Annotated in this window: 1 pseudogene; it reads left to right on the top strand. The window is 68.0% G+C overall.

What is annotated here, in order from left to right:
* A pseudogene (locus tag CCN29_RS36395) lies at positions 1 to 222 on the top strand (sugar phosphate isomerase/epimerase family protein); the annotation flags it as partial.

Genomic DNA, 222 nt, shown 5'->3' on the forward strand with positions numbered 1-222 from the left:
GTCGCCGCCGACAAGTGGAACGCGCTCGGCGAGATCGCCCGCCGCGAGGGCATCAAGCTCTACACCCACAACCACGACAGCGCGTACGGCTTCCTGCTCGACCGGGGCCCGCTGGACGACCAGGGCCGGCCGACCCGCAGCTCCGGCATCCGGAAGCTGGAGTACTTCCTGAAGGTCACCGACCCGAAGCTGGTCTGGCTGGAGATGGACATCTTCTGGGCG

The sequence above is a fragment of the Streptomyces pseudogriseolus genome, from assembly GCA_002154585.1.
GTDB lineage: Bacteria > Actinomycetota > Actinomycetes > Streptomycetales > Streptomycetaceae > Streptomyces > Streptomyces pseudogriseolus.